Source organism: Pseudomonas abyssi, assembly GCF_003444685.1.
GTDB lineage: Bacteria > Pseudomonadota > Gammaproteobacteria > Pseudomonadales > Pseudomonadaceae > Halopseudomonas > Halopseudomonas abyssi.
Genome location: NZ_LMAZ01000002.1, coordinates 156,548 through 171,734, shown reverse-complemented (window position 1 = coordinate 171,734; position 15,187 = coordinate 156,548). Strand labels below are relative to the sequence as shown.

Sequence of the window (15,187 nt, the reverse complement as noted above, 5' to 3'; positions counted from 1 at the left end):
GAGCTTGCCGCAAAAAAAGGGCACGCCTGACTGGCGTGCCCTCCGTCCGTCTCGGACGACTGCTTACGCAGCGACGACCGATACCGGAATACCGTTGAGCACGGCATTGCCGGACAACGGGTCTACCACCTGGTCATCTGTAATGTCGTTGACGTTGACGCCGGGGTTGGTCTGCGCCACACGCAGGCTGACACCCTCGCGGTCATGTCCCCAGCCGTGGGGCAGGCAGACCACGCCGGGCATCACCTCGTCGCTCACCTCGACCCGCACCAGCAGCTCACCAGCGCGCGACGCGATACGTGCCGGTTTGCCGTCTGCCAGGCCCAGCCGCTCGGCGTCTGCAGGGTGCACCAGCATGCCGCAGCGATCCTTGCCTTTGACCAGTCGTTTGCTGTTGTGCATCCAGGAGTTGTTGGTGCGCAGGTCACGGCGGCCAATCAGCATCAGCTCGCCGTTCTCGGCGCCGCGCAGTTCAGCCAGCGCGCGACCCAGATCGTCCACTAACTCCGGTGGCGTGAGATGCAGCTTCTTGTCGGCGGTAAACAGATAGCCCGGGAAGGATTCGCGCATCGGCCCCAGGTCCAGGCCATGCGGATAGCGCTTGAGCACCTCCAGGCTGAGCGGTTCGTCGTGCTTCACCGGCTCACCGCTGTTGTACTCGTAGAAGCCCTCGGCGTACGGGCCGGTTTGCAGGCCGTGGTCGAGAATCTGTTCCGGACGTGGCATGGCTCGCGGTGGCGGCGCGTCCGGGTTCTTCAGCGCCATGATGCGCGCGGTCAGGCCCTGCACGATATCCCAGTCGCAGCGGGTGCCTTCCGGTGCCTCAAACACCGGGTCGCTGAAGCGCGCCAGGTTGCGCACGGCCAGCATGTTGAACACGATGTCGTATTGCTCGTGCTCCAGCGGCCCTGTCGGCGGCAGAATGATGTCCGCATGGCGTGAGGTTTCGTTCAGGTAAAAGTCGATCGAGACCATGAACTCCAGCTGCTCCAGCGCCTCGTCCATTTGCCGCCCGTTGGGCGTGGACAGCACCGGGTTGCCGGCGACGCAGACAAAGCCGCGCACCTGGCCTTCGCCGGGGGTGAGCATCTCTTCGGCAAGGGTGACTGCCGGGAAGTAGCTATCGAATTCCGGCAGGCCGCGCACCCGGCTCTGATAGGTGTTGAAGCTGCCCATCGGGCGGCTCTGCGCCTTGTTGAACGCCGGCGTGGTGAACATCATGCCGCCGGGGCTATCCAGGTTGCCGGTGAGAATGTTGAGCACCAGCATCAGCCAATGGTTGAGTGCGCCGTAGCTCTGGGTGGAGACGCCCATGCGGCCATAGCACACCGCGCATTCGGCGTTGGCGAAGTCTTCAGCAATACGCTTGATGTCAGGCACGGCGATACCGCAGCGGGCGCTGACCTGCTCAAGTGAGATGCCGTCAAACAGCGGCGCCAGGGCGTCCCACTCGTCGGCCAGGTCACGCAGTCGGCCGGGTTTGACCAGCCCCTGGTCGAGCACATGACGGATCAAACCGAGCAAAAAGAAGGCATCGGTGCCGGGACGAATGAACAGATGCTCATCGACATAGCGGGCGGATTCGGTGCGGCGCGGATCGACCAGGACTACCTTGCCGCCACGCTCGCTGATGCGCTCCAGGCGTTTGAGAATATCGCCGGCGGTCATCAGGCTGCCGTTGGAAGCCGCCGGGTTGGCGCCCAGCATCAGCATGTATTGGGTGCGGTCGATGTCCGGGATGGTGAACAGCTGGCTGTGACCGAACATCAGGTACGACACCAGCTGGTGCGGCATCTGGTCGAGCGAGGCGGCGGAGGAAATGTTGCGCGTGCCAATCGCCTTGCGCAGCGTGCCCGAGGCCATCATCAGGCCCAGGTTGTGGGATGAGGGGTTGCCCCAGTAACCGGCAATCGAATCGTTGCCGTGACGGCGCTGGATGTCCACCAGCTTGGCCGCCACCTTGTCGAGTGCGCTGTCCCAGTCAATCGGCAGCCATTCTCCGTTGACCTTCTCCAGCGGGGTGCGCAGGCGGTCCGGGTCGTTGTGCAGGTCTTGCAGGGCGTAGCCTTTGGGGCAGATATGGCCCTCGCTGTGCGGGTCATCCTTGTCGCCCTTGATCGACAGAATCTGCTCGCCCCGGGTTTCGATCACCACGCCACACATGGCTTCGCACAGGGTGCAGGCGCGGTGGTGGGTTTTCACCGGCAGGCGGGTTTGTTCTTCCTCGCGGGCGCGGGCATCGCGGATCACCGCGAGCATCTCGGCAATGCTCACTACCTTGCTTCTGACGCGTCCTTCGATACGGCCCCGCGCCTGCTCGTGCTGATCGAGCAACAACCAGTCGGCCATGCTCACGCTCTGTACGTTGCGCGCGGTTAGCAGCTCGCTGATATCGCCACTGCGACTTGGCAGGCTGCTGCCCAGATCGTCGATCAGCCGCTGTACGCTTTCGGTAGCGCACTGGCGGTTGCTGCCAATTACGCCGCTGGCGCCACGCTTGATCCAGCCGGCGACGTAATCGCGGTGCTCGGCCTCGCCGGGGATGCGACCCTGCTCGTGCTGCATGACGCCACGGCCCAGGTCAAAGGGCAGCTCGTCGATGGCCGAGCCTTGATAACCGATGGCATGCACCACCAGGCCGGCGGCAATGCGCGAGGTCTGTTCGGCCGGACGCGCCACCAGCGCGCCTTGTTCATCGCGTACCAATTCGTTGCGTTGTACCTGCACCGCGCTCACGCGGCCATCGGCGGCTTCGAATTCGGCCGGGCTGGTATAGAACATAAAGCGAATGCGCTTGCCGTCACCCTGCGGGCGCGCCGCGATTTCCCGCAGCAGGCTGAGGTTTTTGCGCGCTTCGGCGTTGTCCGGTTGCTCCAGTTGGCGCGCGGTGGCTTCGTCCAGTTCCAGGTCTGCCGCATCCACCTGCAGCTGCAAGCCGGGTATGGCCATCAACTGCTCCAGCTCCTTGGGCGTGAACGCCGCCTGGGCCGGGCCACGGCGGGCAAGCAGGCAGACTTCGTCAATGCCGCTGGCGGCCAGCGCCTTGAGGGCGTGGTCGGCAATATCGGTTTTGGCCAGTTGCTCTGTGGGCAGCACCAGCAGGCGAGCGATATCCAGTGCCACGTTGCCGATACCGATGACCACGGCGGTGTTGCCGGATAACTCAGGGCTCAAGTCTGCCTGGTCGGGGTGGCCGTTGTACCAGCCGACAAAATTGGAGGAGCCGAAGATGTTGGCGCTGTCGGCTCCGGGTAGTGTGAGCGGACGGCTTTGCGAGCCGCCCGTGGCGTAGATCACGCCATGGTAATGCTGACGCAACTCGGCGCTGCTCAGGTCGCGGCCGATCTGCACATTACCGAAGAAACGGAAGCGCTCGCTCTCGGCAATGCGCTCAAAACTGCTGGTCACGGATTTGATGCGCGGGTGATCCGGTGCCACGCCGTAACGCACCAGGCCGAAGGGCGTGGGCAAGCGCTCGAACATGTCTACCTGGGCGCCGGGCAGTTGCTTCATCAGCGCTTCGGCCGCATAAAAACCGCTGGGGCCAGAGCCGATAATGGCGAAGCGGCTGGGCAGGTTGGCGACCGGGCTGCTGGCCTGCTGGCCACTCTGGATGCTCTCGCGGATCACCGGGTGGGTTTTGGCGCCCTCGGCATTCAGCGTAATGAAGTTCTGCTGGTCATCCGGCACCATGCTGCGCGGGAAAATGGCGCCCTCGGGGCAGGCCGATACGCAGGCGTTGCAGTCAATGCACACGTCTGGATCAATAAACAGCATCTCCGGCGCTTCGCGGAAGGCTTCCACGGGGCACACATCAACGCAGCTGGTGTGTTTGTTGCCGATACAGTTTTGGGTGACTACGTAGGCCATTCTCTTATCTACTCCACGGAGAGCTTGTAAAAGCCCTATGTTATGTCCGGACTTGGCGTGGCGTATTGTCAGTACGCGACCAATTGACATTTTGTGCCAGGGTGCCGATAGTGCCGCCATGAGCAAAACCGATTACCTGCCCTCGGGGTTCATTCAGCCGCTGCAGGATTATGTGCGCGAATGCCCGTCGCCATCGACGGCGTTATTGGATGAGATGGGCCTCTGCCTGGCCGTGCCCAGCGTTTCGGCAGAGCGTTTCTGCGAGTTGCTGGATGCGGCGTGGGCGCAAGCGCCGGCCAGCGCTCTGGGTATCCGACTGGGCCTGGCGACGCAGCCCGGCCACTTTGGCGTGGTGGGTTACATGGTGTCGTATTGCGGCACCCTCGGGCAGGCGTTAGCGCGTTACTACCGCTACCAGCGGTTGCTGCAGCAGAGCCTGGTCTCGCGCGCCGAGCTGAAAGACGGCGTACTGCATATGCGCTGGAATCAGGCCGTGGCAAAAACACCGCTGGCGACCGAGTTCAGCCTCGCCGCCTTTATCAATTTGTGCCAAGCGCTGATTGGCCGCGCGGTCACCCCGGTGCGCGCCGGTCTGCCGTTTGCCAAGCCGGCAGATGCCAGTGTGTATCCGGCGTTACTCGGCTGCCCCGTGGATTTCGACTGCGCCGCCATTGAACTGGCCATTCCCGAGCACCTGCTGGCGCTGCCTATCTCCAGCAAAGACCCTTATCTATTGCGTCTGCTGGAGCAGCAGGCGCAGGGGCTACTGCAGCAACTACCAGAGGGTGAAGAAAGCCGCGCTGGCTCGGCCTTTCAGCGCGTGCAGGAACAAATACTCGAGTCGATGAAAAACGGCGACGTCAGCGCCGTGGCCGTCGCCTCGGCGCTGGGGTATTCGCTGCGCACCTTCTACCGCGAATTGCGCGCCGCCGGTTACAGCTATCGCGGCCTGCTGGCGCACACCCGCCACACCCTCGCCAGGCAATACCTCGCCGACCCGGCGCTGGCGCAAACCGATGTCGCGCTGCTGCTGGGCTACTCGGAACAAAGCTCCTTTATCCGTGCCTTTCGCAGCTGGACCGGGATGACGCCGGGGGAGTATCGCAGCCATCTGACACCAGGGGCGCACGGCATGCCGGGTAAGCAGCGCTGAGGTGGTTAGGGTCTGTTCAGCTGCCGTTCAGCAAAGGTTCAGCCAGTGTTCAGCTGGGCCGGTGCAACATGACTCTCGAACGTTGAGACATCCACTGCCATTCGAGAGGCATTCCATGAGATCGACCATTACCAAGCTGATGCTGACTACTCCTCTGTTGCTGGGCGCAGCGACTGTCGCGCACGCCGATGAGAACTTCGCCAGCCTGACCTGGGGTCAGACGAGCAACAACATGCAGAAATCCTCTTCCCTGAACGCCAACCTGAACAATCCGTCATTCGACAGTGTCGTAAACAATGAGAACACCTGGGGTGTGCGTGCCGGTCGCCAGAATGATAGCGCCCGCTACTACGCTACCTACGAGTACCTCTCTGGTAGCAACAATGGTTTCAAGCTGCGTCAGCAGAATCTGCTTGCCAGTTATGATGTTCTGTATCCGCTAAACCAGAGTGGCACCCAGGTTTTCGGTGGCGGCTCGTTGGGGCTGGTCAAGCTGGAGCAGAACAGCTCCGGTACCTCGCGTGACAGCAATATCAGTTATGCTGCAGGCCTGCAGGCCGGCCTGTTGCAAGACATCAGTCAGCGCGTCTCCGTTGAGGGCGGCTACCGTTATCTGCGTACCAATGCCACCGTCGATGTTGCTCCCCATGGTCAAGGGTCGCTGGGTAAGGCAGACCTGCACAGCAGCGGTCAGTGGTATTTGAGCGCCAACTACGGTTTCTGACAGACGCCGGTATGTGTCGGGCTGCCCTTGGGTGGCCCGGTTTTATTTTGAGAAACAGGAAACACAATCATGAAGTTGCTGGTCGTGGAGGATGAAGCGCTGCTACGTCATCATCTCTATACCCGACTCGGCGAACAGGGGCACGTGGTAGATGCGGTTGGTGATGCGGAAGAAGCGCTCTACCGTGTCGAGCAATACCACCATGATCTGGCTATCGTGGATCTCGGTTTGCCGGACATCAGCGGGCTGGATCTGATCCGGCAGCTGCGCAGTCGTGGCAAGACCTTTCCCATTCTGATTCTTACTGCGCGCGGCAACTGGCAGGACAAGGTGGAGGGTCTGGCGTCGGGCGCAGACGATTACGTAGTCAAACCGTTTCAGTTTGAAGAGCTTGAGGCCCGCTTGAATGCCTTGTTGCGCCGTTCCGCCGGGTTCATTCAGTCGACCATTGAAGCAGGTCCGCTGCTGCTGGACATGAATCGCAAGCAAGCCCTGTTGCAGGGGGCCAGCATGGGACTCACCGCCTTTGAATACCGGATTCTGGAATACCTCATGCGCCATCATCAGCAGGTGGTCCCCAAGGAACGTCTGATCGAGCAGCTCTATCCCGATGATGACGAACGCGACCCCAACGTGATTGAGGTGCTGGTTGGCAGGCTGCGTCGCAAGCTCGATGGTGCAGACGGGTTCAAGCCGATAGAGACGGTGCGCGGCCAAGGTTATCTGTTTACCGAGCGCTGCCGATGAGCGGGGGCTGGCGCTGGCTGACCAGGCGCGGGGCCTTCTCGCTGCGCCTGCGTCTGATGTTCGGCAGCGCCGTGCTGGCGGTGATCTTCATGCTGGCCTTGCTGCCCGTTTTACGCAGTGCCTTTCTGATTGCGCTGGAGCAGTCGGTAGAAAAGCGTCTGGCGGCGGATGCCGGTGCGCTGATTGCAGCGGCGCGAACGGAGAACGGCAGGCTGAGCATGCCCAGCAAGCTACCCGATGAAGAGTTCAATATTCCTGATGCCCAGCTGCTGGGTTTTATCTACGACCGTGACGGCAAGCTGATCTGGCAGTCGCGCACGGCCAAGGGGATCTCTGTCGGCTATTTGCCGCGCTACGACGGCAGTGGCAACAGGCTGCTGCGCGTTTATGATCGTGAAGGCAACGCGTTCTATCTGTACGACGTCGAGGTCGATTTGCTGCGCGGTGAAAGCGCGGCGTTCAGTATCGTCACCCTGCAACCCGACAGCGACACCCGTGCGCTCTATAACGGCTTCATGAAACAGCTGTATCTATGGCTTGCTCTGGCGTTGTTGCTGCTGCTTGGTTTGTTGTGGTTTGGTTTGACCTGGGGGTTTCGCAGTCTGCGAGGTCTGCGCCGGGAGCTTGATGAGGTGGAAAGCGGCAGCCGCGAACGTCTGAGTGACCAGCACCCCAGCGAGTTGCTGCGCCTGACCGGTTCGCTGAACCGGCTGCTGGACAGCGAGCGTCAGCAGCGTGAGCGTTATCGTCATTCGCTGGATGATCTGGCGCACAGCCTGAAAACCCCTTTGTCGGTGCTGCAGGGCACCAGTGAAGTGATCGCGGCCCGGCCGGAGAACCGCGAGCAGACGCGGGTGTTGCAGGCGCAGATCGAGCGGATGAGCCAGCAAATCGGTTATCAGCTGCAGCGTGCCAGCCTGCGCAAGAGCGGTTTGATACGCCACCGTGTGTTGTTGGCGCATGTTGTCGACAACCTGTGCGAGGCGTTGGACAAGGTCTACGGGGATAAGCAGGTCAGGGTACAGCGGGACTTTGATTTGTGGCTGGAGATTCCCATGGAGCGGGTGGCCTTGCTGGAGCTGCTTGGTAACCTGCTGGAGAATGCCTACCGCCTGTGCCTTGGTCAGATAAGCATTGGCGCGCGCATTGCTCAGGGTGTTTGCGAGATCAGTGTCGAGGATGATGGCCCGGGTGTGCCCGAGGATCAGCGCGAACGCATCCTGCGCCGGGGAGAGCGGCTGGACGCCCAACACCCGGGGCAGGGCATAGGCACCGCGGTGGTGAACGACATTCTCGAGAGTTATGGCGGCGAGCTGCAGGTGGGTGAGTCGTCGCTGGGTGGCGCGGCTTTCCGGATACGCTTCTGACCGGCTGATGGTAATAACAAAGAAGCCCGGCATTTGCCGGGCTTCTTTGTTGGGGGCTGCTGGATCAATCCCAGGTCAGCGCACCACCAGTCTGATACTCGATCACGCGGGTCTCGAAGAAGTTTTTCTCTTTCTTCAGGTCCATGATCTCGCTCATCCAGGGGAAGGGGTTGGTGGCGCCCGGGTATTCCTCTTTCAGACCGATCTGGGTCAGGCGGCGGTTGGCGATGAACTTGAGGTAGTCCTCCATCATCGCCGCGTTCATGCCGAGTACGCCGCGGGGCATGGTGTCGCGGGCGTATTCGATTTCCAGCTGGGTGCCCTGCAGGATCATCTGAGTGGCTTCATCCTTCATGGCGGCGTCCCACAGGTGCGGGTTTTCGATCTTGATCTGGTTGATCACGTCGATGCCGAAGTTCAGGTGCATGGACTCGTCACGCAGGATGTACTGGAACTGCTCGGCAGTACCGGTCATCTTGTTGCGGCGACCCATGGACAGGATCTGGGTGAAGCCGCAGTAGAAGAAGATGCCTTCCAGTACGCAGTAGTAGGCAATCAGGTTGCGCAGGAACTGGCGGTCGGTTTCAGGCGTGCCGGTGTTGAACTGCGGGTCGGAGATCGAGCGGGTGTACTTGAGGCCCCAGGAGGCTTTCTTCGCGACGCTCGGGATCTCGTGGTACATGTTGAAGATCTCGCCTTCATCCATGCCCAGCGATTCGATGCAGTACTGGTAGGCGTGGGTGTGGATCGCTTCCTCGAAGGCCTGGCGCAGGATGTACTGGCGGCACTCGGGGTTGGTGATCAGGCGGTATACGGCCAGCACCAGGTTGTTGGCAACCAGGCTGTCGGCGGTGGAGAAGAAGCCCAGGTTGCGCTTGACGATGCGGCGCTCGTCTTCGGTCAGGCCGTCGGCGCTCTTCCACAGGGCGATGTCGGCGGTCATGTTGACCTCTTGCGGCATCCAGTGGTTGGCGCAGCCGTCGAGGTACTTCTGCCAGGCCCATTCGTATTTGAAGGGCACCAGCTGGTTAAGGTCGGCGCGGGCGTTGATCATCTGCTTGTCGCCAACCTGTACGCGGGCGGCGGAGCCTTCCAGGTCATCCAGGCCTTCCTGAATGTCCAGCTCGTCCAGCGCGGCTTTGGCGCGGGCGATGGCGTCGGAGTCGTCGGCGCTGATCTGGCGCGCATCTTCTACCGAGCTCTCGGCCTGGTTTTCCATCGCCGGGCTGTCGCCTACCGGCGCGGCGGGCTTGGCCTGCGCGGGCTTGCCGGCAGGGGCAGGGGTGGTGTCTTCGCTATCGAATTCGTCCCAGCTGAGCATGGTGTTGGCTCCTTTGGTCGCCAGCCGCAAGCTTCAAGCAGCAAGCGGCAAGTTGTTTGGTGTGGCGGCGGCGAGCGGTGGTTGATACTGGCTCGGCGCGGCTATCGGGTTTTTCTGGATTCCCGCCTTCGCGGGAATGACGCGAGGGATGGAAATCACGCTGTGTTTTAAGCGCTCCGAGCAGAACTGCTCTTATGCTCGGAGCTGTTTCTGGCCAATGACGGTGGCGCTCACTCGAGCTGCTTGTAGCTTGCAGCTTGAGGCTTGCCGCTGGGCCTGCCTTATTGGCACGCCTCGCAGTCCGGATCGTCAATCGAGCACGCCTGCGGCACTGGCGCCGGGCCGGCGGGTGCTGCGGCCGGGGCGCTGTCGGCGCCGCTGGAGACGGCGTTCAGCTTGCCGGTGTTGACGGTGGACTTCTCGGTGCTGGTGGCGGCCAGGGCACGGAGGTAGTAGGTGGTTTTTAGACCACGGAACCATGCCATGCGGTAGGTCACGTCCAGCTTCTTGCCGCTGGCGCCGGCGATGTACAGGTTCAGCGACTGAGCCTGGTCGATCCACTTCTGGCGGCGGCTGGCGGCTTCAACGATCCACTTGGTATCCACTTCAAAGGCGGTGGCATACAGCGCCTTGAGGTCGTCCGGGATACGGTCGATCTGTTGTACGGAGCCATCGTAGTACTTCAGGTCGTTGACCATGACCGAGTCCCACAGGCCGCGGGCTTTCAGGTCGCGGACCAGGAAGGGGTTGATCACGGTGAACTCGCCCGACAGGTTCGATTTGACGTACAGGTTCTGGTACGTCGGCTCGATGGACTGCGATACGCCGGTGATGTTGGCGATGGTCGCGGTCGGTGCGATGGCCATGATGTTGGAGTTGCGGATGCCGCCCTTGACGCGCTGGCGTACCGGCTCCCAGTCCAGCGTGGTGCTGCGATCGACTTCCATGTACTTGGCGCCACGTTGCTCGGCCAGGATGTCCAGGGAGTCGTAGGGCAGGATGCCTTGCGACCACAGCGAGCCGTCGAAGGTGGAGTAGCTGCCGCGCTCGTCAGCCAGGTCACAGGAGGCCTGGATGGCGTAGTAGCTGATCGCTTCCATCGACTGGTCGGCAAAGGCCACGGCTTCTTCGGAACCGTAAGGGATGTGCTGCAGGTACAGCGCATCCTGGAAGCCCATCAGGCCGAGACCGACCGGACGGTGCTTGAAGTTGGAGTTCTTCGCCTGGGGCACGCTGTAGTAGTTGATGTCGATCACGTTATCGAGCATGCGTACAGCGGTGCGCACGGTGCGCTCCAGCTTGGCGGTGTCCAGCTTGCCGTCGACGATGTGCTGCGGCAGGTTGACCGAACCCAGGTTACACACGGCGATTTCGTCAGCCGAGGTGTTCAGGGTGATCTCGGTGCACAGGTTGGAGCTGTGTACCACACCGGCGTGCTGCTGCGGGCTGCGCAGGTTGCAGGCGTCCTTGAAGGTCAGCCACGGGTGGCCGGTTTCGAACAGCATGCTGAGCATCTTGCGCCACAGGTCACGCGCCTTGAGGGTCTTGTGCAGCTTCAGCTTGCCGTACTCGATCAGCGCTTCGTAGTACTCGTAACGCTCTTCGAAGGCCTTGCCGGTCAGGTCGTGCAGATCGGGCACGTCAGAGGGCGAGAACAGGGTCCAGTTGCCGTCATCGAAGACGCGCTTCATGAACAGGTCCGGAATCCAGTTGGCGGTGTTCATGTCGTGGGTACGACGGCGGTCGTCACCGGTGTTCTTGCGCAGCTCGAGGAATTCTTCGATATCCAGGTGCCAGGTTTCCAGGTAGCCGCAGACCGCGCCCTTGCGCTTGCCGCCCTGGTTGACCGCAACCGCGGTGTCGTTGACCACTTTCAGGAAGGGGACGACGCCCTGGCTCTTGCCGTTGGTGCCCTTGATGTAGGCGCCCATGGCACGAACCGGTGTCCAGTCGTTGCCCAGACCGCCGGCAAACTTGGACAGCATGGCGTTGTCGTGGATGGCCTTGTAGATACCGGACAGGTCATCCGGCACGGTGGTCAGGTAGCAGGAAGACAGCTGCGGACGCAGGGTGCCGGCGTTGAACAGGGTCGGGGTAGACGCCATGTAGTCAAAGCTGGACAGCAGGTTGTAGAACTCGATGGCACGGGCGTTACGGTCGGCTTCTTCGATCGCCAGACCCATGGCCACGCGCATGAAGAAGAACTGCGGCAGCTCGATACGGGTGCCGTCGCGGTGCAGGAAGTAACGGTCGTACAGGGTCTGCAGGCCCAGGTAGCCAAACTGCTGGTCACGGTTGTGGTCCAGTGCGGCGCCCAGTTGCTCCAGATCGAATTCGTTCAGCTTGGGGTCGAGCAGTTCGTACTCGATACCGGTCTGGATGTAGACCGGCAGGGCCTTGGCGTACAGGGTGGCCATGTCGCTGTGGGTGGCGCTGGCGGCAACCTGCAGGTGGCTCAGGGCCTCGGCGCGCAGGTTGTCCAGCAGCAGGCGAGCGGTCACCTGGCTGTAGTTGGGCTCGCGCTCAACCAGGGTGCGGGCGGTCATCACCATGGCGGTGTTGACGTCCAGCTGGGTGACGCCGTCGTACAGGTTCTTCAGGGTTTCCTGCTCGATGTGGTTGGCATCGACTTCGGCCAGGCCGTCGCAGGCCTCGCTGATGACGGTGCGCAGGCGACCCATGTCCAGCGGCTGACGGCTGCCGTCGGGCAGGGTCACGCGGATGCTCGGGTGGGCATCGGCCGGGGCTGTGGCTTGACGCTCCTGGCGCTGGCGGGCGTGCTCTTCGCGGTACAGCACGTAGCTGCGGGCAATTTTCTGCTCACCGGAACGCATCAGGGCCAGTTCGACCTGATCCTGGATTTCTTCGATGTGCAGGGTGCCGCCGGAGGGCAGGCGACGCTTGAAGATGGCGCTGATGGTATCGGTCAGGTCATCGACGGTCTGACGAATACGCGAGGACGAGGCGGCCTGGCTGCCTTCCACGGCCAGGAAGGCCTTGGTCATGGCGATGCGGATCTTGTCGTCGGTGTAGGGCACCAGGGTGCCGTTGCGCTTGATAACGCGCAACTGACCGGGAGCGCTGAGCTGCAGGTCGGAGTCCTGTTGTTCCTCGCCATGCAGATTGCTGGAGGAGGTAGAGGGGGGCGTCGGGTTGACCTGCATGACAAACTCCTTTCTGGTCGTGGACACGAGATGCTGTACGTATTGCGCCTGGTGAGGGGCGTTAATGCTCTGTTACGGTGCCGAACTGATCAATTTTTGTGCGTAGCGGTGTCGATAATTTGATCAATATGTGGTGATCGGCCTTGAGTTCGACACAAGATAGTGTGTGTTTTATTCGGAGGCAAGTGACTATTTAGTGGTTTTTTTCTAGGCCTGAATGGCCGGTCTGGCGGCAAGGCAGCAATGCTGCGGGCTAGGGGCATGTTTGACCGTTTGGCGGCTTTTTTTGAATCTGTGATGGGGTCTGCGCAATGGATTTTGTCAACCCTTGAGGGCGTCGGATTTGCTGTGATTTGCGGCCGTTGGCTGTGCGGATCGGGGCAGTATGTCAACAGCGGAAATCAGTGTTTCTTCCCGGCGTTGTAGTCCGGCGTTGAGCGGGTGCTACAATCGCCGGCTGTTTGCAGTCGTTGAATAGCCGGAGAGCAGGGGTGGAGACAGATAGCAGTAACATCCTGATTGTAGAGGACGACCACAAACTGGCCGGCCTGATCGCCGAGTTTCTGCAGGTGCAGGGACTGTCGGTGTCCATTGAGGCTGACGGCGCTCTGGCCGTACAGCGCATTCTGGACAGCCAGCCGGACCTGGTGGTACTGGATTTGATGTTGCCTGGCGAAGACGGCCTGTCGATCTGTCGCCGGGTGCGTGACGCCGGATTCTCCCGGCCGATCCTGATGCTGACCGCGCGCAGCGAAGACGATGACCATATTTCCGGCCTGGAGCTGGGCGCCGACGACTACGTCAACAAACCCGTGCGTCCGCAGGTACTGCTGGCACGGATTCGGGCGCTGTTGCGCCGCAGCGGCGAGAGCGACAGCAGCGCAGCGCCCAGTCGCCTGGAGTTTGGCGAGTTGGTGGTCGACAACGACCGTCGCGAAGCCTGGCTGCGCGGCGAGCTGATCGAGCTGACCGGCGCCGAGTTCGACCTGCTCTGGCTGCTGGCCAGCCATGCCGGGCGTATCCTCAGCCGCGAAGAGATCTTTATCGCTCTGCGCGGTATCGAGTACGACGGTCAGGACCGCTCCATCGACGTGCGCATCTCGCGCATTCGCCCCAAGATTGGCGATGACCCGGACATGCCGCGTCTGATCAAGACCGTGCGCAGCAAGGGCTATCTGTTTGTTGCCCCCGGCCCGGACCAGGCGTGAACTCGATTTTTCTGCGCATTTACGGCGGCATGCTGCTGGTGCTGATTGCCGTGTCCTGCCTGGCGCTGATCAGCATCCGCCTGATCAACGATGTGCGCGCTGAAGACTTTCGCGAACGGGTGGCCACCGGCACCTTTCGGCTGATGGCCGATAACCTGGAACCCATGGATGACGCCGAGCGGCAGAAGGCCATGGCGGTGTGGATGCGCCTGATCGGTGTGCCGCTGGAGTTGCACTCGCTGGATGCGCTGACGCTGGACTCCACCAGTTGGGCGCGCCTGATCCAGGGCCGCGTGCTGGTGCGCAGCTCCGGGCCATCCCAGGCGCGGGTCTACAGCCTGGTGGACCTGAGTCGCCAGCAGGTGCTGACCGCCGACATTGAACGCATCTCCGAGCAGTTGGGCCGCGCGACGCTGTTTTTGATCGCCGACGAACTGGTACGTCACCCCGAGACGGACATGCCGACCTGGCTGCAACGGCTGCGCCGTGCCAAGGGGTTCGGTTTCCCGCTTAATCTGACCCGTTTGCACGAGACGGATCTGGATGTCGATCAGCGTCGGCGGCTGGACGAGTTCGATACCGTGCTGAGCTTGGGGCCGGATGGCAACTCGATGATGATGTACATGAAAATCCCTGACACCAACTGGGTGCTGAGCCTGGGGCCGGTCTATCAGATGGAGGAGTATCCGCCCGAGATGCTGCTGATGACCGGCCTGCTGGCGCTGTCGCTCAGCGGCTTGCTTATCTACCTGCTGGTGCGTCAGCTGGAGCAGCGGCTGATGAATCTGGAGTCGGCGGCCACCCACATTGCCCGCGGCAATCTGGATGCCCGCGCAGAAGTCATCAGTACCGACTCGGTGGGCAGCCTGGCCCGTGCCTTTAATGATATGGCCGAGCACCTGCAGCGCGTGATGCAGATTCAGCAGGAGATGATTCGCGCGGTCTCGCATGAGCTGCGCACACCGGTGGCGCGGCTGCGCTTTGGCCTGGAGATGGTCGAGACGGCCGATAGCGACGATGCCAAGCGCCGCTATATGGACAGCATGGACGGCGACCTGACCGAGCTGGACAAGCTGGTCGACGAGATTCTCACCTACGCACGCCTGGAGCAGGGTGCGCCGGCCCTGACGCTGCAGCCGGTTGATGTGCTGGCCACGGTCGAGCAGGTCATGCTGGAGCTGGAGCCGCTGACCTCTCGCGTGCAGATCAGCCATGTCGACCGCTCCAACGGTCGCGCCCACGCCATCGACGCCGAACCACGTTATCTGCACCGTGCCCTGACCAACCTGGTCAGCAACGCGGCGCGTCACGCCAGCAGCCAGGTGCGCATCAGCACCCGGGTGGTTAACGGCCGCTGCCGGCTGATTGTCGAGGATGATGGACCGGGTATTCCCGAGGACTATCGCGAGCGGATATTCACGCCCTTTCTGCGCCTGGATGACAGCCGCACGCGCTCCAGCGGTGGTTATGGCCTGGGCTTGTCTATCGTACGGCGTATCGCCTACTGGCACCGGGGTTATGCGCGGGTAGAGGGCTCGCGTGATCTGGGCGGCGCGGCCTTTATCATCGACTGGCCGGTGCGTTTGCATATCTGAGCCGGTAAATGCACCGGCGCCCTGATAAGGCCAAACCC

General features: G+C 62.0%; 9 protein-coding genes and 1 pseudogene. 6 read left to right on the top strand and 4 right to left on the bottom strand.

Annotated features, from left to right (window positions below; genetic code table 11):
* Nucleotides 1-63: 63 nt before the first annotated feature.
* Together ASB58_RS20220 and ASB58_RS20215 are read right to left on the bottom strand one after the other, a co-directional pair.
* A complete protein-coding gene (locus ASB58_RS20220) occupies nucleotides 64-2,208 on the bottom strand; it encodes a molybdopterin oxidoreductase family protein (protein ID WP_268877912.1) in 2,145 nt (714 codons plus the stop codon).
* A gap of 900 nt (nucleotides 2,209-3,108) precedes the next feature.
* Nucleotides 3,109-3,777: pseudogene (locus tag ASB58_RS20215) on the bottom strand (FAD-dependent oxidoreductase); the annotation flags it as partial.
* Nucleotides 3,778-3,988: 211 nt separating this feature from the next.
* Here ASB58_RS20215 and ASB58_RS08935 point away from each other — a divergent pair.
* The 4 genes from ASB58_RS08935 (at nucleotide 3,989) to ASB58_RS08920 (ending at nucleotide 7,861) form a co-directional block, all read left to right on the top strand.
* Nucleotides 3,989-5,023: an AraC family transcriptional regulator gene (locus ASB58_RS08935; RefSeq protein WP_181977901.1), complete on the top strand. Its 1,035-nt coding sequence runs from the start codon at nucleotides 3,989-3,991 to the stop codon at nucleotides 5,021-5,023.
* A 115-nt stretch (nucleotides 5,024-5,138) separates the two neighbouring features.
* Entirely contained in the window at nucleotides 5,139-5,747 is a 609-nt protein-coding gene (locus ASB58_RS08930) for an outer membrane beta-barrel protein (protein WP_118130162.1), read from the top strand.
* A 69-nt stretch (nucleotides 5,748-5,816) separates the two neighbouring features.
* Nucleotides 5,817-6,494, top strand: coding sequence for a response regulator (locus tag ASB58_RS08925; RefSeq protein WP_118130161.1), 678 nt, complete (start codon nucleotides 5,817-5,819; stop codon nucleotides 6,492-6,494).
* Nucleotides 6,491-7,861, top strand: a complete 1,371-nt coding sequence (locus ASB58_RS08920) for an ATP-binding protein (RefSeq protein ID WP_118130160.1) — start codon at nucleotides 6,491-6,493, stop codon at nucleotides 7,859-7,861. The genes ASB58_RS08925 and ASB58_RS08920 overlap by 4 nt, the downstream gene beginning before the upstream one ends.
* Before the next feature lie 64 nt (nucleotides 7,862-7,925).
* Here the strand turns inward: ASB58_RS08920 and ASB58_RS08915 are convergent, their stop codons facing one another.
* Nucleotides 7,926-9,182 carry a ribonucleotide-diphosphate reductase subunit beta gene (locus ASB58_RS08915; RefSeq protein WP_096004074.1) on the bottom strand — a complete coding sequence of 419 codons (1,257 nt, stop codon included), beginning with the start codon at nucleotides 9,180-9,182 and terminating at the stop codon, nucleotides 7,926-7,928.
* Between the two features lie 281 nt (nucleotides 9,183-9,463).
* The gene (locus tag ASB58_RS08910) at nucleotides 9,464-12,346 is read right to left on the bottom strand and encodes a ribonucleoside-diphosphate reductase subunit alpha (protein WP_096004073.1); all 2,883 of its coding nucleotides are present in this window, start codon (nucleotides 12,344-12,346) and stop codon (nucleotides 9,464-9,466) included.
* A 491-nt stretch (nucleotides 12,347-12,837) separates the two neighbouring features.
* Between ASB58_RS08910 and ASB58_RS08905 the strand changes: the two genes are divergently transcribed.
* Both ASB58_RS08905 and ASB58_RS08900 read left to right on the top strand, forming a co-directional pair.
* Nucleotides 12,838-13,554: a response regulator gene (locus ASB58_RS08905; protein WP_118130159.1), complete on the top strand. Its 717-nt coding sequence runs from the start codon at nucleotides 12,838-12,840 to the stop codon at nucleotides 13,552-13,554.
* Nucleotides 13,551-15,149 (top strand): ATP-binding protein, encoded by a 1,599-nt coding sequence (locus tag ASB58_RS08900; protein ID WP_118130158.1) that lies wholly within the window; start codon nucleotides 13,551-13,553, stop codon nucleotides 15,147-15,149. The genes ASB58_RS08905 and ASB58_RS08900 overlap by 4 nt, the downstream gene beginning before the upstream one ends.
* Nucleotides 15,150-15,187 lie beyond the last annotated feature (38 nt).

Excerpts from the sequence above, each read along its gene's own strand:
- ASB58_RS08935 (WP_181977901.1), top strand. The coding sequence starts at position 3,989 with ATGAGCAAAACCGATTACCTGCCCTCGGGGTTCATTCAGCCGCTGCAG.
- ASB58_RS08930 (WP_118130162.1), top strand. The coding sequence starts at position 5,139 with ATGAGATCGACCATTACCAAGCTGATGCTGACTACTCCTCTGTTGCTG.
- ASB58_RS08925 (WP_118130161.1), top strand. The coding sequence starts at position 5,817 with ATGAAGTTGCTGGTCGTGGAGGATGAAGCGCTGCTACGTCATCATCTC.
- ASB58_RS08920 (WP_118130160.1), top strand. The coding sequence starts at position 6,491 with ATGAGCGGGGGCTGGCGCTGGCTGACCAGGCGCGGGGCCTTCTCGCTG.
- ASB58_RS08915 (WP_096004074.1), bottom strand. The coding sequence starts at position 9,182 with ATGCTCAGCTGGGACGAATTCGATAGCGAAGACACCACCCCTGCCCCT.
- ASB58_RS08910 (WP_096004073.1), bottom strand. The coding sequence starts at position 12,346 with ATGCAGGTCAACCCGACGCCCCCCTCTACCTCCTCCAGCAATCTGCAT.